Origin of the sequence: Sphingobacterium hotanense (genome assembly GCF_008274825.1) — a bacterium.
GTDB classification, from domain to species: Bacteria; Bacteroidota; Bacteroidia; order Sphingobacteriales; family Sphingobacteriaceae; genus Sphingobacterium; species Sphingobacterium hotanense.
The window spans coordinates 2,859,963-2,883,055 of sequence record NZ_CP030848.1; the positions used below are offsets into that span (position 1 = coordinate 2,859,963).

The window sequence follows — 23,093 nt, forward strand, 5'->3', positions numbered from 1 at the left end:
ACGCTCCTGACTCCAATTTTTATGGTATATAGTGTTTTATCGCTATAACCATTCCCAAAGAAGACATCGTTTGCCCACTTTTTCGCCCATTTTCTGAGGTTATGGGCAATGGCCATCAATCCGAACTCCACAGCGACTTTCTCCAGTCCTTTCATTGTGAACCGGGTAAACCTGTTGTTGCTTTTCATCTGACCGAAAACGGATTCCACTTCTATGGGTCGCTTGCTTTGATGGTACATTCCCTCTTCCGATACCAGCCTTTCCCGGGCTTTATCCTTGAGCTGATTGAGTCTATGGTTCACTTCAATGAGCCAATCGCCTTTAGCTTTATGACACCCACTGCGCATCGGGCAGCCTTCGCATCGCTGAGCCTGATAACAGCTGACCTGGGCTGTGTATCCGTTGGCACTAACTCTGGTTGCATGACCGATAAAGCTGAGCTTCTGTCCTGCGGGACATACATAATAGTCATCTTGCTGGTTGTAATACAGATTCTGTACCGAGAAAGGATCCTGTTTATGCTTGCGCTTCTGTTCCACATGAAAGTAATTGTACTTGACAAAGGCAGTTATGCCCTGTTTTTCCATCAATTCATAGTTCTGCTCGCTACCATAACCGGCGTCTGCTACAAGCTGTTCGCTTTGTTTTCCGTAATGGCACTCAAAGCCTTCCAAATGTTCCGGCAGGGTTGTGGTGTCGGCAGTTGTTTGATGGATGCTGTAATGGGTGATGAACTGATCTTCGGTGATGATTTGGGTATTATAGGCTGGCTTAAGCTGGCCATTCTTCATGTGGTCCTCTTTCATCCGCATAAACACAGCATCGGTATCGGTCTTGCTATAACTATTGCGATCTCCCAGTACTTCCAGTTGCTCTTCATATTTCTCTAGTCGAGGCAAATAGTCCTCTTCAAGTTTCTTAAGTTGCTTATCAGTAGATTTATTGGCTCCTTTGAACTTGGCATTGATCGCTTCGATCTTTTCCTTCAACTGACTGCTATCGATGGCCTTGCTAACTTCTTGATTACCTAATGAAGATTGGTCTTGGGCGATCTGAGCCTCGATTTCCGAAAGAACCGAAGCAATGTTTGCTTCTAACTTTACCTTATTCTTCTCGACCGATTTCTTCCAAACGAACGTATAACGACCAGCGACAGACTCGATCTTGGTACCATCTACATATTGAACTTTCAAGCTAACATACTCCATATCATGTAGCATACGAACGATACTGGCAAACAGCTCTTGTATCTGTCCTTTAAGACGCTTTCCTCTGAAATAATTGATCGTACGATAATCAGGTGTACTGTTCCCTGAAAGCCACATGAAATGGATGTTCTCGTGAAGGGCCTGCTCGATTTTTCGGCAAGAATAGATATTGCTTAAATAGGCGTAGAACAGCACCTTAATGAGCATTCTAGGGTGAAAACTAGTGGTGCCTCCGCCTTTATACTGACGGATAATAGGTTCAAGATCCAACTGATCAACAACCTGACTCACCAAACGAACCGGATGATTCATTGGAATACGATCTAAAATATTCTCAGGAAATAGACTCGGACTATTGGATGGAAGCGCTTTGAATTGTATGTTTGCCATATTGTTTTTTTGGGTGCACCTTAAGATACAAAATCTTAAGGACAAAAAAACAGAAAAACCCCGCCATTTTTTAATGACGGGGTTCTTTCTTTAAGAGACCTTTTTAGACAGCCTCTCTTATATCATGACTCAGTCCGAAAACTGAACTCAATATTAGAATGAATATCTCAATCCAACCATTGCACTCCAAGTAGTTGAAGTTCTAGTTGCTGGCAAGTATGGACGTTTAACCATCTCACCTTTGTCATCTAATAACATTTGGAATTGAGGATCTGCAACTGCATTTCTACCAACACGACCTAAGATCGCTCTACCGTTAGTGTACATCCAGTCTTGAACGCCCCACTCAGAATTAAGTAAGTTTCCAACGTTGATGATATCAAGAGTAAACTGAAGTTTATCTTCTTTCGTTACTACATCTTTCAAGATGTTTTGAGTCCAACGAACATCAAATCTGTTCAACCAAGGTAATAAGAAAGCATTTCTTGGTGCAATCTCACCTCTGTATTCTTCTAAATCATTTAAAGCGATATATTCATCGAAAGCTTTTCTTTGATCATCAACTGAATACATTACCGAACCGTCTTTGTTAAGGATGTTAGCAAAGTTCAAATCACTAGCTTGTTTAGGGATGAACGTTAAATCATTCGAAATACCATCACCATTTAAGTCATAGCTGTGGTATAATGAATATCTACCTTGGTGAGAACCGTTGTAATAAATACCTAATGTTGTGTTCTGAATTGTGTAGCTAAGGTTAGCAACAACTCTATGAGGAACCGCAAAGTCAGAGATACTTAAGAAATCTTGGTTTGGCGAGTTGATAACTGGAGAACCTCCCCATGCTGAACTTGCACTTGAACCAGCATTTGCACTAACTTCTTCTGCTTCTGAATAGGTGTAGAACAATGATCCAGAAAGACCATGCCAAGGAGCAACTGAAGCACCTACCGTAGCTGAGAATGCATAACCCTTAGACTTCGTATTTGTTAATACAGTCGCGTTGTTAGCACCGATTGCTGTGTTGTACTGATAAGATGCAGCGTTTGGATAGAAATCTCTGTCAACACCTGCATAATCCATCTTCGCTGTCGAAGCTTTTCTGTTCGCTCCTAATTGGAATACACCATTGATATCTTTTGTATATAAGATGTCTGTCGTTAAAGTAACTGGCGAGTTAGGAATTTTGTAGTCTGCAGCGATACTTGATCTCCAAACAGACGGCATTTTGAAGTTTTTGTCAACAAGAGCAAATGATGATGGAGCACCATCTTTTGGAGTCTTGATAAACACATTCTCTGCACCTGCAGGAACATTGTTCAAATGATAGTAAATATCTTCTGGGTGGAACTTAACATTACCGATCCATCCTTTAATTTGATCGTATGATCCTGGTTCGATAGTATTTTGTAATACCCCAGCACCTGTTGGCATGTTTGTTAACCATACAAAAGGAACACGTCCTGTGAAGATACCCGTACCACCACGAAGCGTTAATGAACGATCTCCGAATACGTCATAGTTAAATCCTAAACGTGGGGAAACCATTAGCTTTTGGTTCGGCCATTTTCCAGAATTGTAGTGCGTTGGATTTCCATCAACATCTAACAATTCCAACGCGTCGATTGACGGGTTAGCTGTCAATTTGTTCATGTAAATTGGCATTTCTAAACGGATACCAGCAGTTACATTGAAACGATCGGTAATCGAAATACGGTCTTGAACGTATGCTGAAGCAAGTCCGAAGTTGATTCTTGAATACGTATCTTGGTTTTCGTAAGGATACGTCAAACCATACATAATTGGTGCAACCTCTGCCGGAGTACCAGTTTTCAAGAAATCTTCAACAGATGCGTAACGGTAATATCCTGTACCCATACGCGTATAAGAGTTTCCGAATTTCTGAACGTCAAATGCGATACCTCCAGTGAAAGAGTGCTTACCTGTATTATAGGTTAAGTTGTTTGTAAATGAGAAGTTATCATTGATAACGTCGTTTAAGTAAGAGAACAACTCTGTACCGAAACTGATGTAGTTACCTCCTGTTGCACTTCCGTCCCAAATGTCAACAAATGGGAATAATTTATCGCTTGGAGTTTTTCTTGTATCTTGAATCTTTGAGTAAGTAAACAAGAATTTGTTCGATAACTGTGAAGTGAAGTTAGAGTTTAACTCAGCCGTGAATGAACTAACGATATTGTTGAAAGCGTAGTTACCATTTTGGAAAGTAATTGAATTCTCACTTACACGACCCCATGACGAACGTGGTTGAGGACCTGAAGAAGCATTCGCAACTTGCATAGACTCACCGTTTAAGTAGTTAAAACGGAAAGCTGCTTTATGCTTGTCATTAATGTTCCAGTCAACTCTAGCTAAGAATTTATAACCGAATTGCTCTGCTGTATTTGCATATCCTTCGTAAGCGCCTGGATCATAACCAAATTGATTGATTAAGTGATTCTTAACTGCATCAAGATCAGAACGTTTAACACGAGTAATATTTCTCTCGATGTTCATTGTACCGTCTTCTGAAGGCACCCAAAGGTTAGCTCCTGAAGCGTTGATACCAGTTGCTAATTCTTTCTCGCCACTTACAAAGAAGAATAACTTGTTCTTAATGATCGGACCACCTAAAGTAAAGCCATAGTTTTGTTTAGTACCTGGCTCGTAATTGATAGTCTCTTTATTGATTTTGAAACCTGTTAAATTTTCATTGTTATAGTACCCATAAATAGATCCATGGAAGTCATTTGTACCCGATTTCGTAACAGCATTAATACCAGCACCAGTAAAACCAGATTGCGTGATATCAAATGGAGCGATATTTACGGAGATTTCTTGAATCGCGTCAAGTGAAATAGGCTGTGCATTACCGCCCGGAAGAGCGTTTGTACTTAAACCGAAACCGTTGTTAAAGTTTGCACCGTCAATTTGTAAGTTGTTGTATCTCGCATCTCTACCTGCGAACGAGTTTCCGTTTGCTTGAGGAGTCAAACGTGTGAACTCAGTAATACTTCTACTAACTTGAGGTAATTCTTGAATTTGTTTTAATCCAACGTTAGTCGATGCACCCGTTTTGTTAACACGGCTTCCACTTCTAGTAACGACAACCTCATCAATAACATTCGCTGCGTCACCAAATACTGGGTTAAGAACGAATGGTTGACCTAATTGTAAGTATACATCTTCGTATACTACTGGATCTTGTCCTACGTATGTTACTTCAATACGGTATGGACCACCAACACGCATGTTGGATAAGTTAAAACGACCCGCATCATTTGCAGAACCTGAATAAGCAGTTCCTGAAGGTAAGTGGGTAGCTTTGATAGTAGCTCCTGAAGTAGTGGATCCATTGGTTTGAGTGACCACACCAGTCATGCTACTAGTGGTTACCTGCGCTTGGATAGTTCCGTAGCTCGCAAGAACCAAAGCAAAGAAAAGTAAAGATTTCTTCATATGGTTTGTTTTGTTTTCCGATGCAAAATTATAAAGTTAAATCATGTTCTGTTAATGCTTAACATAAACTTAATATACTAACAACCATAGATTTGCATTCTTTTGGCAAAAACGAGTAAACCAAAATAGTAAACATGACAACTTTTTGTACGAACGACGCCTATTGGTTAAAAAATTGACAAAAAAAATAGCTGAACATTATCAGTTTAACAAATTTTAACATTTTGTGAAATGTGGAAAAGTTTTTTCAAAATTTGAAGATAAAATGCGGAGTTCGATAATTTCGGGTAACGATTTAATGCAAATTATCTAAAATCAATACGAAGTGTATCAATAACAAGAACTTCTACTTTCCATTGAAACAGCAAAAGAAAGGAGCGTTTTTGATGCCCTTTGAAAACAAACACTTACAGAAAATAAAAGAGGGCACAATATAATATTGTACCCTCCGTCATTATGAACCACTAAACTAAACGAAACCTGTATTCTTAATTGAAGATATAGCGAAGTCCGACCTGAGCAGACCAACGCGATGAAAGATCATGTTGGAAGTATGGTTTTCCATCGTTCAAATTGCCAAGACGGTATTGAGGGATGTTTGTATCTTTCTCAAAACTGTCAAATACAATCGGACGGAAACTATTGTCCCAGAAACTTTGACCTCCCTGATACTGTTTACCCCAATTTTTATTAACTAAAGCTCCAATGTTCATGATGTCAATCGATAGTTGGATTGTATTTTTCTTACCTCCAACATTGACGAATACATCTTGTAAAAGTTTCAAGTCAAACTGGTGTGAAAATGGAGTACGATCGCCATTACGCTCCGCATATTGGCCTCTTCTACTTTTCAGATATGGATTTGACTCGATATATTTTTCGAATTCAGCAGATTGCTCGGCTGCAGATTTTCCCTTAGGGATATCGACGAATTTAATTTCGCTCGCATTTTTCGGGATATACATCAAAGAGAACTGATCGCTTCTGCCGGCCGAGTGACCTCCTGGATCTCCGGCAATCATATAAGCAAAACGATTACCTGACTGACCATTATAAACCAATGAAATTGTTGTTCCTAAGTTTCTCAAATATTCCTTGTGGTATGATGCATACGCTACAATACGACTACCCGTACTAAATGAATTGTGACCTAAAGTGATATTGTTTGAACCATTAATAGTACCTGTTCTGTAGAAGTTCGACTGGTTTTGTGATGAAGAGCCTGAGAATAAATCTTTCGATTCGGTATAGGTATAGGCCACTGAACCAAAGAATCCTTTGTCAAAATGCTTTGATAGTTGCGCGGTTCCAGACCAAGCATAACCCTTGTTCACATTGTCTATGTAAATCACCTGCGTATAGTTTGGCAAAACAAGGCGTTTTCTCACATCTTGCTCATACATTAGGCGGTTGTCTGCACCTTCCAACTGTCCGATCGGATCTTTCACGTTTAAGTCTCTAAAGCGGAAATTGCTTAAGTTTCTCGAGAACATCGCGTCTACCGTCGCCTGCACACCCCATGGCAATTGATAATCCATACCTATGGATGCGCGCGCCATTTGTGGCAATTTCAAATCTTTCGCCAACACAGAGATATTTCCTGATGGTTTAAACTCTTCCGTGCTTTTTGGCTGCTTGTTAGCATCCGGTATAAAAGGAATGTTTGGAGCCACATTGCTTCGCACACTCGCTTGCACTCCGCCCAATAATACACCACTTTGTGTATAAGCACCAGACGACCATACAAATGGATAACGAGAAGTAAATATACCAACACCACCACGCAATATTGCTGAACGATCCTTGTTGACATCCCAGTTAAAACCTACGCGAGGAGACCACATAAACGCCGTATTCGGCATACGATTCGTCTGAACATCGTAACGTTTTGCTAAAATCGAATTATTAAAATCTTTATTCTCCAAAGGACTGCTTGTATAAATCGGAATATCCACGCGTAAACCAGCAGTTAACTTAAAATTACTAGCAACTTGGAAATCATCTTGTATATAAAAACCTAATTGCATGGCACTGATGTCTGCAACTTGTCTAGGATCGTCGGTATTACTATATGCATATCTGAAATTGCTGGCAAGCTTACGCTCGAAATTCTCAAGTGCCGTATAAGGCGCATTGGTCGCCGGGTTAATGTCGGTCACAGGCGAATCCGTGAACACATAACTGCCGAATCCATTTCCGATAAATCCATTATACATTTTGTAAAACTCATTGTGTGTACCGAAAGTTATCGTATGATTACCTTTTAACAGCGTCAAGTTATTGGTCAAGGTCAGGATATTCTGATTCAATTGGTTAATCGTAGAAAACGGCTCCGGACCCAAGTTGATATTCAAGTTTCTGCTGCTGATAGCTACACGAGGAAAGGCTTCTCCTAAGAATCCGCGCGGCTCGCGAACATTCGTATAACCGACAACCAAGTTATTTGAAAGGATATTTGAGAAACGACTATTTAACTCTACGACAGCAGAATGGGTGTCACTTGTTCTATTGATACCTGCAATTTGGAAAATAACAGTTGATGCATTACGCCATATCTGAAAAGCAGATCCTTTCACATAGCTGTAACGCGCTGTCAATTTATGCTGCTCATTTAAGTTAAAGTCGAATCTTGTAAAAATCTTATCTGAATAGTTGTTGGACTCCAAGTCTAAATAGCCACCTGGTTGATAACCCATTCCTTTAATGATTTCCGCTACTTTCTTTACAGCGTCTAAAGAGACATTCGAAGCTGATGTTCCTGGAAGGAAACCTAGTGGAGTAACATTCTCTGTACGCTCATAATTTGCAAAGAAAAATAAACGATCTTTAATGATTGGTCCGCCTAGACGAAACCCCATCTGACGTTCATTATAGCTTTCTAGTTTCTTACGTACTTCCTCATTTCTCACCAAATCCGGAGGCGTCATACCTGTCAGGTTCTCATTGCGCATATAGAAATATGCAGATCCTTTCAGCTCGTTAGTACCCGAACGAGTTACAGCTGAAATACCACCACCAGCGAATCCACTAGCACGCACATCAAATGGCGCCACTTGTACATTGATTTCCTCAATTGCATCCAAGGATATGGGCGATGTACCAGTACTCGCACCATTCGTACCGGCGTCATTCAAACCGAAAACATCATTGCTGACTGCTCCATCAATCGTCAACTGATTGAAGCGGTTGTGCATTCCGCCGATCGAAGTCGCCTCGCCCCGAACATCAGCCTGCGGTGTTAGACGAGTAAAGTCTTTAAGACTACGCGAAATTGTCGGCATGCTTTGTAGATGACGGTTCGAAAGCTGCGTGCTCGCTCCGGTCTTCAAGTTTTGTCCGCGCCCCTGCCCCGTGATCTCAACCGCATCAATAATCGTCACATCGTCGCCAAATGTAGGATTCAACTCAAAGGCTCTACCTAATTGTATAAATACATTGTTATAGACAATCGGCTCTTGCCCTACATGGCTAATCTCAATGCGATACGGACCACCAACGCGCATACCGACCAAACTAAAACGTCCAGCCTCATTCGTCGAGCTGGAATAAACCGTACCTGATGGCGTGTGAATGGCTTTTATGCTCGCACCTTCTGTCATACTACCACTATGTTGTTTGACAACACCCGTCATACTACTACTTGTAACCTGTGCCTGGACCGCGCTATAACTTGCAAGTACCAAAGCAAAGAATAGTAAAGATTTCTTCATTTGATTTGTTTTAAATTACAAGTTAAATATATAGAGCTTTTATCAAACTTACCTTGCTTTAATAGAAACTTAATAATTAAAAAATTTAACCTTTATATTAATGGTGTAGATATTAGACAATAGACATTAGAAATTAGACCTATCGACGCCGCGTTGCTTCCTTTTTGTACAGTTTTTTTGTGAAGCATTAAGAAGGAGGTTTTGAACCAAGAAAGTAAGGGTATTTTGTTTTGAACCAGGAAAGAAAGAATATTAGGATGAGCGTATTGTCTTTGAACCAGGAAAGGCAGGATATTTTTGTTTTGAACCAGGAAAGGCAGGATATTTTTGTTTTGAACCAGGAAAGGAAAGATGCAAGGATAATCAGGATCATGTATAATTTCTAACATTTTTTTTCCTTTCAGCCCGATCCTGCTCATCCTAAAATCCTTTTTTTCCTGGTTCAAAACAAAGAATCCTGCCTCCCCATAGCTCCCCCCTCTCTTCATCCAACGCAATAAGTATCTTCGTTAACTCAAATCCCTTACATAACCCTTTCAAAGCCCTTTCACAACCCAATCAGAACCGCTCCTGAAGGGCTATGATTGGGTTGTGAAAGGACTATAAATTGGCAGTAATATATAGCAGCTATGCATGATCCTGCTCATCCTTGAATCCTTCCTTTCCTGGTTCAAAACAACCAACCTCCCTTAAAAGACAAATCAATCTCCCCTGAAAGACAAACCAACCTCCGTTAAAAAACAAAGTACCCTTACCACCCTAAAACAAAAAAGGAGCCTATGCAATATCTGCATAGGATCCCATGATTGAGGTACTCAAATATTTTGTATAGAAACTAATCTAAATATGCATAGGTTATACCATCGCCACCACGGTCGGCATGTTCGTCTTCAAAGCGACTGACTTGATTGTATTTACGTAAATAATCGCGGATAAATCGTCTCAATATACCGTCTCCTTTTCCATGAATGATTTTTAAGGAGGGATAACCGATCATAACGGCTCTATCGAGCACCGTTTCAATCCTTTGGAGCGCATCTTCAGTTCGCATGCCGCGTACATCAACTTCTGGATGGAAATCAGCAACGCTCTCTGCAGAAATTGGGCGAGATTTTTTGACCGCCTTAGCTTTCTCTTTCCCACGCAACTTTTCGACTTTATTCTTTTTGACAACCGTGCGGAGATCGCCTAGTGCGAGAATTAAATTGTTTTTAGCAATTTCGATAACCTGCGCTTCATTTCCCGTCTCGACGATGCGGACCCAATCGCCAATCTCTATTGGCTCGTCCGACGCTACGACAGGCGCCGCCTTCGCTTGCTCCTTAGGCTTCTCTTTTAAAGAGTCTGATGCACGTTGTAGCCCAACACGTAAATCCTTGGTCTTTTCCTTATCAGCTTTCGCTTGCTTAATTTCTGAAATGGTATTTTCGACCAGCTTGTTCGCATTTTTAATAATCTGCCGAGCTTCCTCCTTCGCTTCCTTCAACAGGTTATGCCTGTTTTCATCCAAGTAGGTTTGCAGCTCTTTGACTTCCGATTGCTGATTTAAAAGTTCTTTCTCTCGCAAGGAAATCGCCGTTTTGGTATCATAAATCTCCTTCTTCTCGCGCTCGAGATCCACCAATAAAGTATCGACTTTCTTCTGTTGAACCCCGATTTTTTGTTTTGCCAGATGCAATACCTCTTTCGGTAGGCCTATATTCTGAGCGATCTCGAAAGCATAAGAGCTACCCGGCTTTCCGGTCTGTAATATATACAGGGGCTTCATTTGTTCGTTATCAAACAACATGGAAGCATTTTCTATTCCCGAAGTATTGCTGGCAAAGACCTTCAAGTTGGAATAATGCGTCGTAATGACGCCTCTGATTTCTTTCTTATTTAAGACCTCCAGCACAGCCTCTGCGATTGGACCGCCAAATTGCGGGTCGGTTCCTGTACCAAACTCATCAATCAGTACTAAAGTTCTGGCGCTTGCAAATTGCGTGAAATGCTTCATCTTCGAAAGATGGGCACTATAGGTACTTAAGTCGGAGTCAATGGATTGATCGTCCCCAATGTCGGCAAAAACCTGTTTAAATAGTCCCAATTTGGATGTAGGGTCGCATGGAATCAACAAGCCCGACTGGAACATCAATTGCAAGAGCCCTACGGTCTTCATACAAACAGATTTCCCTCCAGCATTTGGTCCGGAAACCAATAACACGCGATCTATCGCATCGATCTTTAAGTTTAACGGAACGACCGCTTGGTGCCCTTCCTGGCGCGCACTTAACGTTAATAAGGGGTGCTTTGCATTGACTAATCGGATTTCAGCTTCCTTAGACAATTCAGGCATCTCTGCATCGATATCCAACGCAAATAAGGCTTTGGCTCTGACAAAGTCTAGTTTGGTTAATAACCCATGATAGGCAAGCAATAAGGGAACATGCGGGCGCAAAGTACTCGTCAAATCGGTTAGGATCCGAATAACCTCACGTCTTCTTTCGAATTCAAGGTCCCGAACTTTATTGTTTAAATGAAACACTTCTTCAGGCTCGATATAAGCGGTTTGCCCAGTCGCGGACTCATCGTGAATCAATCCCTTGATCTTACGTTTATTCTCGGCAAGAATCGGGATACACAATCGACCATCGCGTATGGTTAAGCTGCCATCAGCAGTCCAACCGTTCTGTTGTGCCTGCTTATAGATGCTATCAATTCGTTTTCTGGCTTCCTGTTCGCTCTTGCTAATCTGTTGTGTTATCTCTAACAATAAGCGAGAAGCATTATCATTCATCTTTCCGCGTTCATCGATCACCTGCTCTATACTCCGAACGATGCTTTTTTCAATCGGCAGATGTTCAAATAATAGCTCTAAATTGGGGTATTGTTGTTCGCGCTCGTTAAAATAGCGGATAATGGCATAGACGGTTCTCAGGGAAAGTAAGATTCGATAAAACTCATCTTCGAAGAGAAAAGCCCCTTCCACCTTTGCTTTTTCTATAATTGCTTTAATGGGATATATATGATCTACAGGCAGTGCCGCATCGTTCTGCAACAAGTTCTTAAACTCGTTTGCTTGACGCAAATAGCGATCGATCAACTCCAATTTTACTTGGGGCTGAATCTTGTCCACCATTTCTTTTGCAGCCTCACTTAGACATTTTTCCTTGATGAGTGCCTTTATATCTGTATATCCTAACTTATCTACTGCGTTCTTGGGGTAAATCATGTTTTAATTTGCTGTCTGTAAAGGCCTTCGCGGCTTTACGGGTTTTAATTGCGTACCATCGGGTGTGCGCAATGGTCGTCTTACATCGGTAGGTCGCCCATTTCCAACAGGCTTTAGTTCTTGTGGCTGAGCTTCCTGAGGTTCTGCTTCCTGAGGTTGTGCCTCCTGGGGTTGAACTGAATCGGTAACTGTCGGCAGTTGTTCCTCGGTTAAGGTCTGCGGCTGAACCGCTGCCCCTGGAACCTGCGTAGGTTTATCGTAAATATTGTTTTTCCAAATTAAATCCAATCCTGTTGGCGATAGCATACGACGAGTAATCTCTGCTATTCCGTATGGTAGTGTATCTGCTTTCGCATTCATCAAGGAATTCACTCTTCCCTGCCATCTCATATTCTGAAAATTTACAGTACGTATGCTATCAGAAAATATGGCATTACGGACAGAATCTTCTTTGATGAACGCATTCTCTTTTTCCTGCAACGATTTCACAACTCGATCATAGGTCTCGACCGACAAGGCCGGATCACCATAATAGTAATCTAGATTCTTTGTAAAAGATGCAGAGTCTAAACCATATTTGTTGAACAACTCATTATATAGCGGATCCATCACTTTCTTTGCACTATCAATAGGAATCGTAGTCAGGTAACCATCAAGCACATGCACCTCGCCAAGCAGTTCGACCATCGTGTCTTCTTTCAATATTCCACTAGGTAGCCCCTTCTTGCAGGAAGTGCTTATAAAAAACAACAGGATGAAACCAAATATTAATCGTTGCATTTTGTAAATTTGTACAAAAATACGCAAAAGCTTGCACATAGCTTTGTATAAAAATTCGAAGTGAATCCCAAAACATGATGAGCATTACATCCAACATACAGGAGTTGCACAAAGAACTTGATCCAATCGGAGTCAAATTAATTGCAATTTCGAAAACAAAACCCAACGAAGATATATTGGAAGCCTACGAAGCCGGCCAACGTGCCTTTGGTGAAAACCAAGTACAAGAGCTGGTAGCGAAACAAGAGTCCCTTCCTAAAGATATTGAATGGCACCTTGTAGGCCATCTGCAGACGAACAAAGTAAAATATATCGCGTCCTTCATCCATTTGATCCATTCCGTGGATTCTTTAAAGGTGTTGGAGGAGATTAATAAGCATGCCTTAAAGCACGATCGCGTTATCGACTGTCTATTACAGGTTTTTATCGCCGATGAGGACACCAAATTTGGACTAGACCATGCTGAGCTTATTGAATTGCTTCGCAGCGAGGAATTCGGCACTTTAAAAAATATTCGAATTCGAGGATTAATGGGTATTGCGAGCAATACTGAGAATGAACGAATTGTTAAGGAGGAATTCTACGAGCTCAAAATGTTGTTTGATGGCGTAAAAGCGACTTACTTCAGGAAAGATGACGCATTCGACACACTATCGATGGGTATGTCTTCCGATTATACTTTAGCAATCGAGCAGGGTAGCAACATGATTCGCTTGGGAAGTACAATCTTTGGAAAACGCGTGATAAAACATTATAAAAACAAATAAATGGAGCTAAAGATCCGTAGAGCAGAGCGCGCAGACTGCCCAAGGCTTTTAGAACTTATCAAAGAACTCGCTCGCTATGAACGGGCTCCCGATGAAGTAACGGTCAGTATGGAGGAATTCGAAGCGTCTGGATTTGGTGAGAACCCTGTCTGGGGCGCTTTTGTTGGCGAGCTTGATGGAGTAATTGTTGGAATGTCTCTCTATTACATTCGTTATTCCACTTGGAAAGGCCGAAGATTATATCTGGAAGACCTGATTGTAACAGAAGAGGTACGCGGAAAAGGCTTTGGAAAAGTACTATTAGACCATACAATAGCGTATGCTAAAGCAGAAGGATATAGTGGAATGATGTGGCAGGTGCTCGATTGGAACGAACCGGCGATAAACTTCTACAAAAAATATGATACAACATTAGATGGGGAATGGATAAATGTTTCAATTGATTTTAAAAAACAGTAAACAAACAACGCTAGCATTAGCATTATTGGCATCGAGCATCGCAGCTTGCCAAAGCAACAAGGTCGAAAACACACGAATAAATCATAAGGGAAACAGCACTATCTCCCGTACCGACACACTAACTTATCAAAAACTAGAGGTAAAAAAAATAAGCCAATATTTTTCTGAAAACGAGGGCACTATCGATACAACCTTCGTCCGGGTGACCTATCCTCGATTTGAGGACAGTACAATGAACGAGCTAGTGACAGAGACGATTCTGCTGGAAGGTGAAGAGTCGATAGATCAATATGCGAATAACTTTATTGAAGGTTATGGGAATTTTATTGAGGAGAATGAGATCAGCTATAACCTATCCTGGTCGAAGATTACCGACGTGGATATCTTGTTGAATACACCGCAGCTATTGACCTTAAAAAACATGACTTACGAGTTCTCTGGAGGCGCTCATGGCAACACTTTTGAACTAATTAACGTATATGATATAGAAAATTATCAAAAACTGGCATTAAATACGTTTATTTCCGAAAATAAGATGAAAGAATTTACTAAAATTGCAGAGAAATTCTTTCGCGAAGAAGAAGGTTTATCCGATACTGCAAGTTTAGACAAGGCATATTTCTTCGAAAATGGAAAATTTTCCCTCGCTGCTAATTACGGCATAAATAAAGAGGGACTCTTCTTTCATTACAATCAATACGAAATTAAGCCCTATGCTGCCGGAACGACAACTATAGTTGTTCCATTTGACGCCATACAGGATGTATTAACCGAAACAGGAAAGAACTATATAAAGCAGGTAAAAGAGTATAATCATTCAACACAATAGCATAAATGCAAGTTTTTAAATTTGGAGGTGCCTCTGTAAAGAGTTCAGAAAATATCAAAAATGTAGTCTCCATTATCGAGAAATACAAAAACTCCGAACTACTAGTCGTTGTCTCGGCGATAGGAAAAACGACGGACAAGCTAGCCAGAATAACGGATAGCTATGTAAAGCGAAGCCCTGACGCCTTTACGCTCCTAGAGGAACTTAAAAATGAGCATTTCCAAATCTTAAACGAGCTTTTCGAAAACAAGTCCTTCCCTATTTTCGACGACATTGCTAACACCTTCGTTGAAATTGAATGGATATTGGAAGATGAGCCGCAAGACGATTATGATTATTTATTTGATCAAATCGTGTCTATCGGCGAGCTTTTATCGACGAAAATCATTGCCGGATACGGGCAATACATGGGCCTCCCTATCAAATGGGTCGACGCGAGAGACTATATCCTTACCGATAACACCTACCGCGAAGCGAATGTTGATTGGGTAAAAACTGAAGAAAAAATTCGTAAAGAAATCCCTTCTATCCTTGATGAGCATATCATCGTTACGCAAGGCTATATTGGCTCTACCTCAGAAAACTTCACAACGACGTTAGGGCGTGAAGGCTCCGATTATTCTGCCGCAATCTTTGCAGCGAGCTTGAACGCGGAAAACATCACGATCTGGAAAGATGTGCAGGGTGTATTGAATGCTGACCCAAAATGGTTCGATCAAACCGAGCTTATTCCAGAACTATCCTATACCGACGCGATTGAATTGACGTATTATGGCGCAACTGTTATTCACCCGAAGACAATCAAGCCATTGCAGAACAAGAAAATCACGTTAAATGTGCGTTCATTTTTGAACCCTGAGGCTCCAGGAACCCAGATTAAAACAACGAATCAGACACTACCGGTACCTTCTTTTATTTTCAAGGTCAACCAGGTTTTCATCAACATCCAACCTCGAGATTTTTCTTTTATCGTAGAGGACAATTTAAGTTCCATCTTCAATGAATTCCACAAAAACCGCATCAAAATAAACATGATGCACAACTCCGCTATTAGCTTTAGCGTCAGTGTGGATGATACGGGAGAAAACGTATGGAACTTACTTGATCAATTAGAAAAACGATACAAGGTTTCCGTGGCTACAGGATTGGAATTGATTACGATTCGCTACTACAATCAAGAAACTATCAACCGTGTTTTGGTAAATAAGGAAATTATTCGCGAACTTAAGGATAGTTATACCTGCCAAATGCTGGTGAAGAACAAAGATGAATAAAGCAATTTTAGACAAAGAGGTTCAACATTTTATTAAAGCAAACCGCGAAAAATCGCCTACAGAAATTGCTTTAAAGAAGAGCCCTTTCTCTACCGTTTCTTCTGCAGAACTTGCCTCCCAAATTGATGGATGGCAACGAAGCGTCCGCAAACTCCCTACCTGGGCGTTCAGCGATGGTATCTACTATCCCGACAAGCTCAATCTTGAACAATGCTCTTCCGAGCATACCGCTCTTATCAAGCAGACTCTTATTAAGAAAGGCGCACGCGTTATTGATTTGACTGGAGGATTTAGCGTAGATAGTTGTTATTTGGCACAGGAAGCATCTGAAGTTATACATTGCGAACTCAATGCCAACCTTTCCGAGATTGTAGACTATAACGCAAAGATCCTTCGCGTACATAATCTACAATGTGTAGTTACCGACGGTATCAAGTACTTGCAAGAAAGCGAGGATGACGCATTTGATTATATCTATGTCGACCCATCTAGGCGAGTGAATCAGGGCAAGGTCTTTCTGTTGGAGGATTGCGAGCCAAATATCGTGGCGCATCAAGACTTATATTTCCAAAAAGCACGTATAGTTATTGCCAAGCTCGCTCCGCTCCTCGATATATCAACAGCATTGAGCAGCTTGAAACATGTAAAATATGTATATGTGATCAGCTTAGATAACGACTGCAAGGAATTGCTCTTTATTCAAGAACGCGGGTATACTGGTGAAACGACAATCAAGGCTATCCGTCTCTTTCACGACCAATTACAAGATTTTGAATTTACCTATGCGGATGAAAGAGGAACGATCAGTCGCTTTTCAATGCCTCAACATTACCTCTATGATCCCGATGTCGCCATCAGTAAAGCCGGTGCATTCAAAATTGTAGGTAAGTCTTTTGGATTGGGCAAACTTCATCAGCATGCCCACCTGTATACATCCGACAACTTTATCCCAGAGTTCCCCGGACGCATCTTCGAAATCATCGAAGTAATCCCTTACGGCAACTTTAAAAAGAACAACCCATATCCCCAAGCCAATGTCGCGACCCGCAACTTCCCGGATAAGGTAGAACTGATACGGAAGAAGCTTAAAATCAAAGACGGGGGACAGAATTATTTATTCTTTACGACGGATATCAACAATAATTACATTGCCATAGCCTGCCGGCGTCTGCGATAAAATCCTACAATTCTATTACAATACCACATCAAATTTGCTCTTATCTTTGAAGTTATGGAGCAGATAAAATATTCTCTTTTAGAATTAGCCAATGTGGGCAAGAATAAGACGATTGCACAATCAATTGAACGTGCTAAAATCGGTGCGGAAACCATCGATAAACTAGGCTATACGCGTATTTGGCTTGCCGAGCATCATAATATGGAATATGTTGCAAGCTCTGCCACTTCCGTATTGATCGGTCATATTGCTGCCCATACGCAGAATATCCGTGTTGGATCCGGTGGAGTTATGCTCCCCAATCATTCGCCATTAGTGATTGCGGAACAATTCGGTACGCTAGAAAGCATCTACCCGGGACGCATTGACTTAGGATTAGGACGAGCACCTGGCACTGACCAAGGGACTGCTATGGCATTACGAAGAAACAACATCAATACACAGTTTTATTTCCGCGACGATGTGCAAGCTTTACAACAGTATTTCAGTGATACAAATGCAACTGCAAAAGTCCGCGCATTCCCAGGCGAAGGTCTCGACGTACCTATCTGGATTTTAGGATCCAGTACAGACAGCGCTTACCTCGCTGCTGAATTAGGACTACCTTATGCATTTGCGGCGCATTTCGCACCTGCCATGTTAGAACAGGCAGCCATGATATATCGTATGCATTTCAAGCCCTCTGAGCAATTACAGGAACCTTATTTTATGGTATGTGTCAATGTCGTTGCCGCTGATAGCCAAGAAGAGGCAGAATTACTAGCAAACAGTGTCTATAATATGTTCGCCGGCATCATCACCAATCATCGAATGCCACTTTCGCCACCAACCGAGAAACCCATATATCATGGCATTCCGGAAATTGAACAGGCTGTTGCAGGCATGACGAAATGCACTTTTATTGGAACTAAAGACAAGATTGCAAAAGAATTAAAAAGCTTCGCTACTGAGTTGCACGCTAAAGAAATCATGATTACCAATAACATCTTTGACGATGCTAAACGACTTCATGCATTCGAGCTAATTGCGGATGCTTTTAAAGAAATGAATTAGCATTCCTATACCGAAAAAGATAATTAGGATAAGTCGGGTTTCCAGATAACGCGATTTATTTATTATTATCCTATAACAATATATTTAACCGAGATATTAAAAATGTAAAACACAAAGAAGTGATGACTTCAACTTTTCTTTTACATTTTCTTTATTTTAGTTAATAACAAAGAGAGATAAGAAACAAATAAAACAATATTTGTTATAACATCTTTCTAAATAATTGAACCAATTACTGCTATTTAATCAAGGATAAATCTTTTTTATTACCATTTTAGTAAAGATTACTCAAAACAGAAAACAAAGTGTTTCTTATTTAATGGGAAAATTTATATTTTTAAAACAGCATCTATCCGCTAATTGTTATGAATAGCGAACGTTTGAGTATTATTTATCAAAAAATTACAGGACGAAACCTATGATTTGGAATTCATCGAGCTTAAACTCAGAACTTTTAAATTTACCTAACGAGCTTAAATCGTTTGTCAAATCTGTAAATCAGCTTCCGACCACCTCTCCTAGTGATTTCCATATCGCTATAGTTGGGGCAGGACCAAAAGGTTTCTATGCTTTAGATACATTCCAAGATCTAGCCAATAAAAGACTAGGTCAATCAACACACGGAAATCAAAAGATTCATATACACTGGTTTAATAATGATTATCATTTCGGAACTGGACCTAACTTCCATACCGATCTCCCTGAATATTTCCTGGTAAATAGGTATATCGCTGATATTACCTGCTGGGAAGAAGTTGTGAAGAGCGACATTCCACATCAGCTCTCCTTGATGCAATGGCTGAAAAAGCATTCCATATCAGGTAAAGAACCCGCATGGAATCACCTATGCACACGCGAATTATTGGGATATTATTTCATCGATGCTGTTCTAAGCATTATGAAAGAAGAAAACCCCATGCTTGAGATACACCTAGTAAAAGAACGTATTTGTGATCTTGATATCGGAGATGACAAATCAGTACTAACTTGCGCAAAAGGAAAGATACCCTTTCACTATGACTCCGTCATCTTGGCGACTGGGCACTCCTACGAAAGCACAAGCTTCTCGCATCTGAAACAGGACGCCAATGCATCTTACACGATTATTGACGAGGTATATCCGATTGAGCGACTAAGCGAGATTCCTGCGCGTGAAGACGTAGCAATTTATGGAACAGGCTTAACTTTTTTAGACGCTATGCTAGAATTGACTGAGGGCCGTGGAGGGATATTCTATAAAAAGGATGACGAATACCATTATCTCAGTTCGGGACATGAACCTATCATGTATCCGTTTTCTCGTCGGAACCTACCGAATATGCCAGTCAACGCTTATTCCAATTCCCATAAGCGGACGCTCGCATTTATGACGGACGAGTGGTTGGAAAACTTGCTTGCTCAGAACAGAAAGATTGACTTCATCAACGAGATTATTCCAATTCTAGATCTTGAAGTTAAATTCGCCTTCTATCCTCTTATTCCTGAATTCAAAGGGCTTGACAATGAAAGTATTCTAGCTTTTCTGCATGATGATAGTCAAGAGAAAATGTTTAGTCTTTTTGCTTTGGTCAATCCCATGTCCTACTCTAAGTTACCATCGGATACCAATTACCAAGAATTCATCTTAGATCTGAGCAATTACTGTCTGCAGATGACTGAATTTGGAGAATTCCACAGTCCTATGGCAGCAGCGACAGCCGCGTTAAGAGAAGCTTTTGAGCAAATTGTAAAAATAAATAATCAGGTAGGTTTTACCGCCAACTCACAAAAAGCGTTTGAAGACAGATGGTTTCCAAACATAAATCATCTAGCGTATGGCCCTCCACGTGAGGTGTCTGAAAAATTCTTCTGTTTGATGCGCGAAGGATTCGTCAAATTTATTTTTTCAGAAACTGCATCGGTTACACAAGCTGGTAATAAAATTCGATTGAAGAATAAATACATGGAAAAAGATTTTCAGTATTTGTTGAATGCGCGGATTCAAAAAGGCAATCTGCGGACAAAAAATCATCCCTTATATGATCGGATGCTGAGTAAAGGTATTATCAAGGAATGGATGAACGACCAGTTGTCAACAGGCAAGATTGCAATCGATAAAAATGGGAAACCGGTCGGACTGGATGAAAACCATAAAATCTATCTTTACGGAATACCAACTGAAGGTCAAGTTATTAGCAACGACACAATTTTAAGATCGCGAAACAACTTCGCTAAACCATGGGCAGACGACACGTTTGCAACTTTTGAAAAAAAATGTGCAGAACTAAAAGAACGAATGCTATAAATCGGTCATAATATTATCCTATACTACACTTAACACAATCTTAATACACTATTAATATTAACATCAAAGAGCCGCCTTATATTCGTATTAATAAAAATTAAAAGAAATGATTAAAGACGAAGTATTATTAGCAGAGATCAATACGATCCTAGTAGAATTTATGTATGATGGTGATGATTTTAATTCAGAAGAGGATTAAGATCCCACCTCATACCTACTTACCTCCCATCCACTAACCTACTATTTCCCCCAATAAACTTTCTAAAACTTAAAGCAAACATAAATGATATCTATCCTTTACTGCTTTGTGCCCTCGCCATCAGTCCAGTATCGTCCCTAACGAAAATTATATAATAATGATATATTTGCTAGGCTAACCATTAGAATTGAAGAGCAGCAGCAGATGAATACTGAAGAGATCAAATCCATTTTAAGAGATCTATTTGTACAAATCCCATCGGGGACAATACAAATGAGAGACGATAGAACAAAAATGAAATGGGATGCAAATATCGAATCTTTTTCACTTGCAAAATTCCCTGTCACCCAGCGCTTATATACGTTGTTATTAAACCATAACCCCAGCTCTTTCATCGGAATCAACAAACCGGTGGAAACGATAAGCTGGATTGATGCTGTTAATTTTTGCAATACACTTTCCAACCTTTTTCAACTTACCCCTTACTATAGCGTCGGCAAACTTGAAAACGAGCATGTTTCGATGAACATTGAGGCGGATGGGTTTAGACTACCGACTGAAGCAGAATGGGAATACTCCTGTAAAGCGGGGTTATTGAAATGTGTCAATGATTTGGACGCTATCGCTTGGTATAAAGAAAATTCGAATCGAACAACGCACGATGTCGGACTAAAATTGCCGAATGAATGGGGACTATACGATATGTTGGGAAATGTTTGGGAGTGGTGCTCTGATTTATACGATACGGAAATTTATGGCTCCTACCGCATTTTTCGAGGCGGAGGCTGGTGCGATGAAGCGCGAAGCGTTATGCCGACCACGAGGCGGCGAAGTCACCCGTTAAAATTTCAAATCGATGATTTAGGTTTTAGGATAGCGATCAATCAAAATATAGAAAGAATTTTTCATGAAAGCGGAACTGTTAGATTTTAAGATAGAATCGAACAATGAAATTTCTGCCCAGTTTTTAAAAAGGGAGATATTTTCTTTTCGAGATGCTGCAAAATTCATACAAAATTTGGATTATGGGCGAAATGCGGATAAAACCGACCTTAAAACAATTTTTACAGAAAATAGAGGAACCTGCAGCAGCAAACATGCCCTCCTGAAAACTTTAGCAGTCGAAAATGGTTTCTATGGTATACAGCTGACTATAGGAATATTCAGAATGAATGCTACAAATACACCGAAAATTAAGGATCGATTATTAAAATATGATATCGATTTTATTCCCGAAGCACATACCTACCTCAAATACAGGGGACAGTATTTTGATTTTACGAGAACAGGATCTTCCGCAAAAGACTTTATAGACGACCTTCTTTTTGAGGTGGAAATTGAGCCAAACGAGATTGGTGAAGAAAAAATAAGAATTCACCAAACCTACTTGAATAATTGGGTCAAGGACAATTCCGACTTAAAATATTCAGCAAAAGAAATATGGGCCATTAGAGAAGAATGTATTGAGGATCTATCCAATTAATTCGTAATTTCTAACAACTATGCAAAAACTATCGACACTAGTTTCATTCGCTATAATATTAGCTTTCACACAATGCAACTCCACGAGTAATTCCACAATAAACGGTTCTGACTCATACTCAGACTCCACCGCGCAACCTATTGATTCCCTCTCATCAATGGAAAACCCAAGTACGAACGTAGAAAACCAGCTCGACAGCCTTGTTGACGGCCATATTCTATTACCAGCAAGCTATCGCATATGGAAACCATCGGAAGCCATCAGCAGGATAATCGATAGCACCTGGCTAGCACTTTATAAAAATGGAGATCAATACTTTATCGGCAAGATTAACTATCAGATCGAACATGCAGCAGAAGAACCCTGCTCTGGCCTGCCAACTGAAACCATCGTACCAGAACACCAAACATATGCTTTCTTCAATCTGCGAGAAATGAAAGCTGGAGCGATCGATAGCATCTCGATCGAAAAACCCGTTTTGAATCCGAATGAAAGTTCCTGCTTTTCTTTCAATGGTAAAAAGTATAGCATTAAAGCCTCAGGTCGAGCTTTTGATGATCGCGATAAGAATGGCGTCGGCGTCTATAAGCTTGAGCTGTTTGAAGACGATCGATTTGCTCGCGTAATCCTCCAACAAGATCAGTATAACGATACACATACGGAAATACAGCTAATCGGAGACTTCGATAAGGATGGAAAACCAGACTTTTTATTTTCGAGCCCGCGGGACTATGAAGAAGAGCGCGTAATCATCAATCTTTCCAATTCGCCCTATGCCTTTGAAGGAAACAGGCAATTCGATTGCTAATT

14 protein-coding genes and 1 pseudogene are annotated in these 23,093 nt (G+C 40.4%); 10 read left to right on the top strand and 5 right to left on the bottom strand.

Going from position 1 to position 23,093, the window contains the following annotated elements:
- Positions 1 to 56: 56 nt before the first annotated feature.
- From DSM08_RS12050 to DSM08_RS12070, 5 genes and pseudogenes are all read right to left on the bottom strand, one after another.
- Positions 57 to 1,598: pseudogene (locus tag DSM08_RS12050) on the bottom strand (IS1182 family transposase); the annotation flags it as partial.
- A 153-nt stretch (positions 1,599 to 1,751) separates the two neighbouring features.
- The gene (locus tag DSM08_RS12055; protein WP_149526392.1) at positions 1,752 to 5,057 is read right to left on the bottom strand and encodes a TonB-dependent receptor; all 3,306 of its coding nucleotides are present in this window, start codon (positions 5,055 to 5,057) and stop codon (positions 1,752 to 1,754) included.
- Between the two features lie 488 nt (positions 5,058 to 5,545).
- Entirely contained in the window at positions 5,546 to 8,767 is a 3,222-nt protein-coding gene (locus DSM08_RS12060; protein WP_149526393.1) for a TonB-dependent receptor, read from the bottom strand.
- 835 nt (positions 8,768 to 9,602) lie between these two features.
- Positions 9,603 to 11,978: an endonuclease MutS2 gene (locus DSM08_RS12065; RefSeq protein ID WP_149526394.1), complete on the bottom strand. Its 2,376-nt coding sequence runs from the start codon at positions 11,976 to 11,978 to the stop codon at positions 9,603 to 9,605.
- Between the two features lie 3 nt (positions 11,979 to 11,981).
- Entirely contained in the window at positions 11,982 to 12,758 is a 777-nt protein-coding gene (locus tag DSM08_RS12070; RefSeq protein ID WP_187773855.1) for a DUF4296 domain-containing protein, read from the bottom strand.
- Positions 12,759 to 12,835: 77 nt separating this feature from the next.
- Between DSM08_RS12070 and DSM08_RS12075 the strand changes: the two genes are divergently transcribed.
- The 10 genes from DSM08_RS12075 (at position 12,836) to DSM08_RS12120 (ending at position 23,091) form a co-directional block, all read left to right on the top strand.
- A complete protein-coding gene (locus DSM08_RS12075) occupies positions 12,836 to 13,525 on the top strand; it encodes a YggS family pyridoxal phosphate-dependent enzyme (protein WP_149527713.1) in 690 nt (229 codons plus the stop codon).
- The gene (locus DSM08_RS12080; RefSeq protein ID WP_149526396.1) at positions 13,526 to 13,984 is read left to right on the top strand and encodes a GNAT family N-acetyltransferase; all 459 of its coding nucleotides are present in this window, start codon (positions 13,526 to 13,528) and stop codon (positions 13,982 to 13,984) included. It begins immediately after the preceding gene.
- Entirely contained in the window at positions 13,956 to 14,813 is an 858-nt protein-coding gene (locus DSM08_RS12085) for a DUF3298 and DUF4163 domain-containing protein (RefSeq protein ID WP_149526397.1), read from the top strand. The genes DSM08_RS12080 and DSM08_RS12085 overlap by 29 nt, the downstream gene beginning before the upstream one ends.
- Positions 14,814 to 14,818: 5 nt before the next feature.
- The gene (locus tag DSM08_RS12090) at positions 14,819 to 16,087 is read left to right on the top strand and encodes an aspartate kinase (RefSeq protein ID WP_149526398.1); all 1,269 of its coding nucleotides are present in this window, start codon (positions 14,819 to 14,821) and stop codon (positions 16,085 to 16,087) included.
- A complete protein-coding gene (locus DSM08_RS12095) occupies positions 16,080 to 17,264 on the top strand; it encodes a class I SAM-dependent methyltransferase (protein ID WP_149526399.1) in 1,185 nt (394 codons plus the stop codon). Before DSM08_RS12090 ends, DSM08_RS12095 begins: the two co-directional genes overlap by 8 nt.
- Positions 17,265 to 17,318: 54 nt before the next feature.
- Complete coding sequence (locus DSM08_RS12100; protein ID WP_149526400.1) at positions 17,319 to 18,317, top strand: LLM class flavin-dependent oxidoreductase; 999 nt, start codon at positions 17,319 to 17,321, stop codon at positions 18,315 to 18,317.
- 418 nt (positions 18,318 to 18,735) lie between these two features.
- Complete coding sequence (locus DSM08_RS12105; protein ID WP_149526401.1) at positions 18,736 to 20,601, top strand: FAD/NAD(P)-binding protein; 1,866 nt, start codon at positions 18,736 to 18,738, stop codon at positions 20,599 to 20,601.
- A 403-nt stretch (positions 20,602 to 21,004) separates the two neighbouring features.
- The gene (locus DSM08_RS12110; RefSeq protein WP_149526402.1) at positions 21,005 to 21,733 is read left to right on the top strand and encodes a formylglycine-generating enzyme family protein; all 729 of its coding nucleotides are present in this window, start codon (positions 21,005 to 21,007) and stop codon (positions 21,731 to 21,733) included.
- Positions 21,708 to 22,283, top strand: coding sequence for a hypothetical protein (locus tag DSM08_RS12115; protein ID WP_149526403.1), 576 nt, complete (start codon positions 21,708 to 21,710; stop codon positions 22,281 to 22,283). The genes DSM08_RS12110 and DSM08_RS12115 overlap by 26 nt, the downstream gene beginning before the upstream one ends.
- A gap of 19 nt (positions 22,284 to 22,302) precedes the next feature.
- On the top strand, positions 22,303 to 23,091 hold the full coding sequence (locus tag DSM08_RS12120) for a hypothetical protein (RefSeq protein ID WP_149526404.1): 789 nt from the start codon (positions 22,303 to 22,305) through the stop codon (positions 23,089 to 23,091).
- Positions 23,092 to 23,093 lie beyond the last annotated feature (2 nt).

Excerpts from the sequence above, each read along its gene's own strand:
- DSM08_RS12070 (WP_187773855.1), bottom strand. The coding sequence starts at position 12,758 with ATGCAACGATTAATATTTGGTTTCATCCTGTTGTTTTTTATAAGCACT.
- DSM08_RS12090 (WP_149526398.1), top strand. The coding sequence starts at position 14,819 with ATGCAAGTTTTTAAATTTGGAGGTGCCTCTGTAAAGAGTTCAGAAAAT.
- DSM08_RS12080 (WP_149526396.1), top strand. The coding sequence starts at position 13,526 with ATGGAGCTAAAGATCCGTAGAGCAGAGCGCGCAGACTGCCCAAGGCTT.
- DSM08_RS12065 (WP_149526394.1), bottom strand. The coding sequence starts at position 11,978 with ATGATTTACCCCAAGAACGCAGTAGATAAGTTAGGATATACAGATATA.
- DSM08_RS12075 (WP_149527713.1), top strand. The coding sequence starts at position 12,836 with ATGAGCATTACATCCAACATACAGGAGTTGCACAAAGAACTTGATCCA.
- DSM08_RS12120 (WP_149526404.1), top strand. The coding sequence starts at position 22,303 with ATGCAAAAACTATCGACACTAGTTTCATTCGCTATAATATTAGCTTTC.
- DSM08_RS12100 (WP_149526400.1), top strand. The coding sequence starts at position 17,319 with ATGGAGCAGATAAAATATTCTCTTTTAGAATTAGCCAATGTGGGCAAG.
- DSM08_RS12055 (WP_149526392.1), bottom strand. The coding sequence starts at position 5,057 with ATGAAGAAATCTTTACTTTTCTTTGCTTTGGTTCTTGCGAGCTACGGA.
- DSM08_RS12085 (WP_149526397.1), top strand. The coding sequence starts at position 13,956 with ATGTTTCAATTGATTTTAAAAAACAGTAAACAAACAACGCTAGCATTA.
- DSM08_RS12110 (WP_149526402.1), top strand. The coding sequence starts at position 21,005 with ATGAATACTGAAGAGATCAAATCCATTTTAAGAGATCTATTTGTACAA.
- DSM08_RS12095 (WP_149526399.1), top strand. The coding sequence starts at position 16,080 with ATGAATAAAGCAATTTTAGACAAAGAGGTTCAACATTTTATTAAAGCA.
- DSM08_RS12060 (WP_149526393.1), bottom strand. The coding sequence starts at position 8,767 with ATGAAGAAATCTTTACTATTCTTTGCTTTGGTACTTGCAAGTTATAGC.
- DSM08_RS12105 (WP_149526401.1), top strand. The coding sequence starts at position 18,736 with ATGATTTGGAATTCATCGAGCTTAAACTCAGAACTTTTAAATTTACCT.
- DSM08_RS12115 (WP_149526403.1), top strand. The coding sequence starts at position 21,708 with ATGAAAGCGGAACTGTTAGATTTTAAGATAGAATCGAACAATGAAATT.